Source organism: Herbaspirillum sp. YR522 (assembly GCF_000282575.1).
Taxonomy (GTDB): domain Bacteria; phylum Pseudomonadota; class Gammaproteobacteria; order Burkholderiales; family Burkholderiaceae_D; genus Herbaspirillum.
Genome location: NZ_AKJA01000052.1, coordinates 1 through 7357, shown reverse-complemented (window position 1 = coordinate 7357; position 7357 = coordinate 1). Strand labels below are relative to the sequence as shown.

General features: G+C 63.7%; 7 protein-coding genes. 4 read left to right on the top strand and 3 right to left on the bottom strand.

The genetic code is table 11. From position 1 onward, the window contains the following. The coding region (locus PMI40_RS23220) for a zf-TFIIB domain-containing protein (protein WP_008114352.1) at positions 1 to 152 on the bottom strand (152 nt) is incomplete at its 3' end. A 138-nt stretch (positions 153 to 290) separates the two neighbouring features. On the opposite strand from PMI40_RS23220, the gene nhaR reads away from it, so the two are divergent. Continuing rightward, complete coding sequence (gene nhaR / locus PMI40_RS09065; RefSeq protein WP_008114350.1) at positions 291 to 1232, top strand: transcriptional activator NhaR; 942 nt, start codon at positions 291 to 293, stop codon at positions 1230 to 1232. Between the two features lie 399 nt (positions 1233 to 1631). On the opposite strand, the gene PMI40_RS09060 is transcribed toward nhaR, so the two are convergent. Continuing rightward, positions 1632 to 2495, bottom strand: coding sequence for a LysR substrate-binding domain-containing protein (locus PMI40_RS09060; RefSeq protein WP_008114347.1), 864 nt, complete (start codon positions 2493 to 2495; stop codon positions 1632 to 1634). 101 nt (positions 2496 to 2596) lie between these two features. On the opposite strand from PMI40_RS09060, the gene PMI40_RS09055 reads away from it, so the two are divergent. Then, positions 2597 to 3802, top strand: coding sequence for a YbfB/YjiJ family MFS transporter (locus tag PMI40_RS09055; protein WP_008114346.1), 1206 nt, complete (start codon positions 2597 to 2599; stop codon positions 3800 to 3802). 7 nt (positions 3803 to 3809) lie between these two features. Here the strand turns inward: PMI40_RS09055 and PMI40_RS09050 are convergent, their stop codons facing one another. After that, the gene (locus PMI40_RS09050; RefSeq protein ID WP_008114343.1) at positions 3810 to 5309 is read right to left on the bottom strand and encodes an AMP nucleosidase; all 1500 of its coding nucleotides are present in this window, start codon (positions 5307 to 5309) and stop codon (positions 3810 to 3812) included. A 332-nt stretch (positions 5310 to 5641) separates the two neighbouring features. On the opposite strand from PMI40_RS09050, the gene PMI40_RS09045 reads away from it, so the two are divergent. Continuing rightward, a complete protein-coding gene (locus tag PMI40_RS09045) occupies positions 5642 to 6709 on the top strand; it encodes a type II asparaginase (RefSeq protein WP_008114340.1) in 1068 nt (355 codons plus the stop codon). A 194-nt stretch (positions 6710 to 6903) separates the two neighbouring features. Continuing rightward, on the top strand, positions 6904 to 7357 hold a 454-nt coding region (locus tag PMI40_RS09040), incomplete at its 3' end, for a glucan biosynthesis protein (RefSeq protein ID WP_008114338.1).

Here is a 7357-nt window from a genome sequence, read left to right as displayed (position 1 = left end):
GGTGGTGGGGCGGCGGCCGCCGATCGCTCGATGAGCTTGTCGAGCTCGCCACGATCGAGCCAGACACCGCGACATTGCCCGCAGTAGTCGATCTCGATGCCTTGACGTTCCGATATCAGCAGGTCGGTGGTCGTGCAGACAGGGCATTTCATCTGGTCTCTCCTTGGATTGACGAACGCTCACAGGCCGGATGGCCCGGGACAGCGCCACTTTAAGAGAAACGAAAGCAATTGAAAATTCGAATATACTGAAATAACACATCGGAAAATACGAATAATCAAGGTATCGCCGTGGCCGCCCTCAACTACAAGCACCTGCATTATTTCTGGACCGTCGCCAAGACCGGAGGCATCGCCCGCGCCAGCGAAAGACTGCACCTGACGGCGCAGACCATCAGCGGCCAGATCGCACTATTCGAGGAAAGCCTCGGCTACAAGCTCTTCAAGCGCGTCGGGCGCCGGCTCGAACTCAACGACACCGGCCGCATGGTGTTCGACTATGCCGACCGCCTCTTCACCATCGGCGAGGAACTCGAAGAAGCGCTGCGCTTCCGGCCCGGCGGGCGGGCGCTGCAACTGCGGGTCGGGGTGGCCGATGCGGTACCCAAGGCAATCGCCTACCTGCTGCTGGAAGCGGCACTGGCGATGGACCAACCGATTCGCATCGTGTGTCGCGAAGGCAAGCTCGATGTGCTGCTGGCCGAGCTGGCTATCCACCGGCTCGATATCGTCATTGCCGACAGTCCGATGCCGGCCAATGTCGAGGTCAAGGGATTCCACCATCTGCTGGGAGAGAGCGACACCAGCTTCTTCGCCACTCCGGCGCTGGCGCGACTCTACAGGAAGGATTTTCCGCGCAGCCTGGACGATGCGCCATTCCTGATGCCGGGTGACGACGCGGCATTGCGTCCCCGCCTGCTGCGCTGGTTCGAAAAGGAAAAGGTGCGCCCGCAGATCGCCGGCGAATTCGATGATGGCGCCCTGCTGCTGGCCTTCGGCGACGGCGGTGCCGGCATCTTCGCCGCCCCCAGCGCCATCGCCGCGCAGATCAAGAAGCAGTATGGCCTGGTCGAGATCGGTCGCACCGATGCCGTGCGCGAACAGTTCTATGCCATCTCGGTGGAACGTCGCCTGACCCATCCCGCGGTCCTGGCGATCCAGTCGGCGGCGCGCGCGAACCTGATCGGCAACGCGGCACGCAACCACGGCACCGGGGTGCTGACAGATTCCTGACCGAGGCGGCGCTGTTACAACTCGCGGATCATCGCCATCGATGCCAAAAAACTAACTCGATACGCCATCCGCGCCGACATTGACGGGTTGGCAGGCCGCCTGGCCCGTCGCCAGTCAAGCGATGAAGTTTGATGAGGATGACCAATCCATTGCGATGTACCCGCGCACATCGACATAATCATGGCGAGAAGGACGCAAACACGCATCAAATATGCGGTCTACGTGTATGGGCGGCGCAAAAGAAAAACCCCACGGGCTTTGCAGTCCGTGGGGTAAATCCCATTCTCGGGGGGGAGAATGGAGGGGGAACTTCAATATAAAAAAATCACTTGCGCGCTGCAGTCTTTTTTACAAATTGTTACGCGGCCTTCATATCTGCGCCTCATGCAATCCAATATATCAAACACTGGCCAGAAGTAAAGAGCGCAGCGCAAGCAAGGCCGCCGATGATTGCTCGCGGCGACTGACCAGGCAAGTCACCACCCTTCCCTGCCTGCCCAGCGAGTGGGTGGCAAACCCATGCGGTTCGAGCTGCATGGCCACCACCGAACGCGGTACCACAGCGACCCCGGCGCCGGCGGCCACGCACGCCAGGATCGCATGATAGGAAGCCAGCTCGAGGATGCGCGCCGGGCGCAGCCGTGCACCACCGCGTGAGAACCATTGCTCTGCATGCAAGCGATAGGTGCACCCCTGTTCGAACACGATCAGGGTATCGAGCATGACGTCCTGCGGACCGCGTACCCGACGATGCAGCCGCGGCGTGACCAGCAACAGCTCTTCCTTGAACAGGGCAGTCGATTCGAGCGTGGCGTCGTCGATCACCCCCGACACCACGGCCGCGTCGAGCCTGGCTTCGCGCACCTGTGCCACCAGCGTGTCGCTGGGGCCGGTGGACAGTTCAAGGCGCACCTCCGGCCAGCGCCGATGGAATTCCGACAACGGCCCCGGCAGGCGACTGGCGGCCGCACTTTCCATCGATCCGATGCGCAACCTGCCGCGCGGGCTGTGCGGCGCCACTACCTGGCGCGCCTCCTGCACCAGGTCGAGGATGCGCTCGGCGTAGTCCAGCAAGGCCTCGCCGGCGGCGGTCAGTACCATGCGACGACGCTCGCGGACGAACAGCGGCACCCCAATCGATTGCTCCAGCTGCTTGATGCGCGTGGTCACATTGGACTGCACCCGGTTGAGCCGCTCGGCGGCGCGCGTGACCCCGCCTTCGGCGACCACGGTACGGAAGATCTCCAGCTCGGCCAGATCCATCAATATCTCCAAAAAGGATGAATTCATCCTTATTATTCATTTTTTGGGATGATAAAAACAAGCTAGGATTGCTTCCCGATCAAACAGAACCAGAAACCGTCATGCAACCAAACAGCCGCGCCGCCTGGAAAACCTGCCTGGCCGGCATGCTGGCCCTGTCGGCCGCGATGGGCATCGGCCGCTTCGCCTTCACGCCACTCTTGCCGATGATGCTGCACGAAGGCAGCCTCGACCTGCGCATGGGTGGATGGCTGGCCACTGCCAACTACGTCGGCTATTTCATCGGCGCCATGCTGTGCGCTTTCCATCGCAGCGCCCGCACCACGGCCATGATTCGCGCCGGCCTGGTGGCCACGGTGCTGCTCACGCTGGGCATGGGCCTGCTGCACAGCCAGCCCTGGTGGCTGGCGCTGCGGCTGCTCTCGGGCATCGCCAGCGCCTATGTGTTCGTCTACACCGCCGGCTGGTGCCTGCAACGACTGACCCACCTGCAACGCCCGGAGCTGGGCGGGGTGATCTTCTGCGGCCCCGGCATCGGCATCGCCCTGACCGGATTGTCGACCGGCGCCATGGTCGCGGCCAACTGGCATGCCGCCGCCGGATGGACCCTGTTCGCGTTGCTGGCGCTGGGCCTGACTGGATTGACCTGGCGCACCTTCGGCGTGGCGCCCGATAACGCCAACGTCGCCCATGGCAACCAGGCGACCGGGATCGCACCGGACGCGCCGCTGCAAAGCGAAATCCGACAGCAGACGCTGGGCTATGGCATCGCCGGCTTCGGCTACATCATCACCGCCACCTTCCTGCCGGTCATTGCGCGCCAGGCCCTGCCGGGGTCGGCCTGGCCCGACTTCTTCTGGCCCATCTTCGGCGCTGGGGTGGCCATCGGCGCCTTCGGCGCGACCCGCCTGCCGGTCGCGGCCGACCAGCGCAGGCTGCTGTGCCTGGCCTACCTGATGCAGGCAGCCGGGATCTTGCTATGTATCGTCCTTCCCGATGCGACCGGCTTTGCGTTGGGCTGCCTGCTGCTGGGACTGCCCTTCACCGCCATCACCCTGTTTGGCATGCGCGAGGCACGGCGCCTGCGCGGCGTCCACGCCAGCAAGCTGATGGGCGCCATGACCGCCGCCTATGGCATCGGCCAGATCGCAGGCCCGCCGCTGGCCACGGCGCTGGCCCGCGGTGGCTCCTTCACGCCATCGCTGCTGGTGGCGGCCTTGTCATTGGTGGCCGGCGCCGCCCTGTACTACCGCCTGACGATAAAAAACCCGCTGCCGGGACCGGCAGCGGGCCTGAACGGCGCCTGAGACCGCCTTAGCGGAAGGCCGGCTCGGCGAAGCTGCGCAGCTTGCGACTATGCAATTGCTCTATCCCGTGGTTGCGCAACAGCTCCAGGGCACGAATGCCGATCTGCAGGTGCTGCGCCACGCGCTGCTCGTAGAAGCTATTGGCCATGCCGGGCAGCTTGATCTCGCCGTGCAGGGGCTTGTCCGACACGCACAGCAACGTGCCATACGGCACCCGGAAACGGAAGCCGTTGGCCGCCACGGTGGCGCTTTCCATGTCCAGCGCGATGGCGCGGCTCTGTGAAAAGCGCAGCATCGGCGTGCGGTGGTCGCGCAGCTCCCAGTTGCGGTCGTCCACCGAGGCCACGGTGCCGGTGCGCATGATGCGCTTGAGCTCGTAGCCTTCGAGGCGGGTAATCCCCGCCACCGCTTCCTGCAGCGCCAGTTGCACTTCGGCCAGCGCCGGGATCGGCACCCACAGCGGCAGGTCGTCGTCCAGCACGTGGTCGTCCCGTACGTAGGCATGCGCCAGCACGTAGTCGCCCATGCGCTGCGAGGCCGACAGGCCTGCGCAGTGGCCCAGCATCAGCCAGCCGTGCGGTCGCAGCACCGCTACGTGGTCGGTGACGGTCTTGGCATTGGAGGGACCCACGCCGATATTGATCAAGGTGATGCCGCTACCGTCGGCGCGTTGCAGGTGAAATGCCGGCATCTGCGGCTGCCGTGCCGGTGCCACGCCAGTGGCGGCGGCGGCCGGCTGGTCCTGGTTGGCGCTCCAGGTGACGACGTTGCCGGGCTCGACGAAGGCGGTGTACTGCTGCCGATACCTGCGTACCTCCGGATCGTCGCTGGCCTGCATCAGCTGGCGCCCCAGGCGCACGAACTCGTCCACATAGAACGCATAGTTGGTAAACAACACATAGCGCTGGAACTGATCGGGCGAGGTGGCCGTGTAATGGCGCAAGCGGTGCAGCGAATAATCGATCCGCGGCCCGGTGAACAAGGCCAGCGGGTGCACGCCGTCGCGCCAGGCGCCGTTGTCGGCCTCGTAGGTGCCATTGGCGATGCGGTCGTCCATGGCCGCCAGGTCCGGCAGGTCGAACACGTCGGGCAGCGAGCGCAGGTGATCGGGGTCGAGGCTGCCCTCGACGTGGATCCCCTCGGGAAAGGCGAAGTGGACCGGGATCGGCATGCTGCTCTCGCCGATCTCCAGCGGCACCTGGTGGTTTTCCAGCACCAGCTTGAACTGCGCCAGCAGGTACTGGCGATACAGCGCCGGTCGGGTCAGCGTGGTTTCATAGCAGCCCGGCCCGGCCACGAAACCGAACGATTGACGGGTATCGGCATGGGTTGCCTTTTCGGTGGTGATGCGGACAAACGGATAATGCGCCCGGATACGCCGGGGCAGCACTTCGCCAGCCGAAAACCGGCGAAAACCATCACGCAGTATGGCGGTGTTGTGGTCGTAGATGTCGAGAACGCGCGCCAGGGCGGCCTCGGGATCGGTAAAACTCTGCGTGGCAAACATTTTTCTTCTCCAGTTCATGACGGCCCTCTGCGGACCGTCGGGCTCATCGTCACCCAACGGGCGATTCGATCTTACCCGAGTCGGCTCGCCTGCATGAATTGGCGCCTTCGCAACAATGCGCCGCCATGGTGCCGATCCGCCTTCAAACGCCTTGCCCGGGTGCACCCCGTCCCATTCTCGGTGCAGGATTCCCGCCGTATAAAAAAATCTTTGATCGCAACACGAGCCGGTGCTATCTTGGCTGCGCACTGACGTGCGCGCGACCGGTTGCACGATTTATCCACGGCAACCGGGCGGAGCCAAAAAATCATTCCACACATACAGAGGCACACATGCTCGCAAGAAAACTCTTCAGCCAAATCCTTATCCTGTTCTGCCTGGCCGCGGCGATCACCGCACAGGCCCAGTCGCTTCCAAATGTGACCATTCTGGCAACTGGCGGCACCATCGCCGGCACCGGCGCCACCAGCACCACCACGGTCGGCTACACGGCCGCCAAGATCGGTGTCGAGGCCCTGATCGACGCCGTTCCCGAACTCAAGAAGGTCGCCAACGTGAAAGGCGAGCAGGTTTTCCAGATCGCCAGCGAGAACATGAATAACGAGTACTGGCTGAAGCTGGCCAAGCGCGTCAACACGCTGCTGTCGCAAAGCGATGTGGACGGCATCGTGATCACCCACGGCACCGACACCATCGAAGAAACCGCCTACTTCCTGGACCTGGTGGTCAAGAGCCGCAAGCCGGTGGTGATCGTGGGCGCCATGCGTCCATCGACGGCCATCAGCGCCGACGGACCGATCAACCTGTACAACGCGGTCCTGCTGGCTGGCAGCAAGGAAGCCGTCGGCAAGGGCGTGCTGGTGACGTTGAACGACCAGATCAACGCAGCGCGTGAGGTGACCAAGACCAACACCTCGACCCTGGACACCTTCAAGACGCCTGAACTGGGCTACCTGGGCTACATCCAGGGCAGCAAGCCGTTCTTCTATCGCCAGTCGACCCGCAAACATACGGTCGAGTCGCAATTCGACGTGTCCGGCCTGGACCAGTTGCCGCAAGTCGATATCGTCTACGGCTACGCCAACATGAACCCGATCGCCCTGAACGCCTTCGTGGCTGCGGGCGCCAAGGGCATCATCCACGCCGGCGTGGGTGATGGCAGCCTCAACAATACCGTGCTGCCATCGCTGGTGGAGGCGCGCAAGAAGGGCGTGGTCATCGTGCGCAGCAGCCGCGTCGGCCAAGGCATCGTGGCGCGCAACGGCGAAGCCGACGACGACAAGCTGGACTTTGTCGTGTCCGACACCCTGAATGCACAGAAGGCCCGTATCCTGCTGATGCTGGCCCTGACCAAGACCACCGACACCAAGGAAATCCAGAAGATCTTCTGGGAATACTGATCCGGCGCCGGTCCCTTGAAAGCCCGCTGCATGCAAGTGCAGCGGGCTTTTTGTTCGTGGATGCGAACGCACCGGGAGCGTGGGCAGCCGATGCAGCGGGCGCATCGGAACCATCGGCGTAGCGATCACTCTGTAGTTCGCATGGCTGAGTTCCGGCCGCTATCACTCTGACAATAAACAGACAGGTCTGCCCTATGTTGAATCGACGCCGCTTCCTTGCCTCCACCACTGCCGCGGCCGCCCTGTCGGCACTTGGCGTCAGCCCGCAAGCCCTGGCCGCGGCACGCCTCAAGCTGGGGTCGGCGCAGTCCTTCTCGTTCGATGCGCTGGTGGCGCGTGCGCGCGACATGGCCAGGACCGGCTACCAACCGCAGACCAGGATCCCCCGCGACGTGCTCGACCAGATCGACTACGAAGCGCACGGCAAGATCAAGTTCAAGACCGGCTACGCGCCGTTCGCCGACGGCCCGGGCGCCTTTCCGCTGACCTTCTTCCATCTCGGCAAGTTCTTTTTGGTACCGGTGCGCATGTTCGTGCTGGAAGGCGGAGCCGGCGACCGGAAGGCACGCGAGATCATCTATAGCGACGACTACTTCGACATGCCGGCCGACAGCCCGGCACACCGGCTTCCGGCCGGTAGCGGCTTCG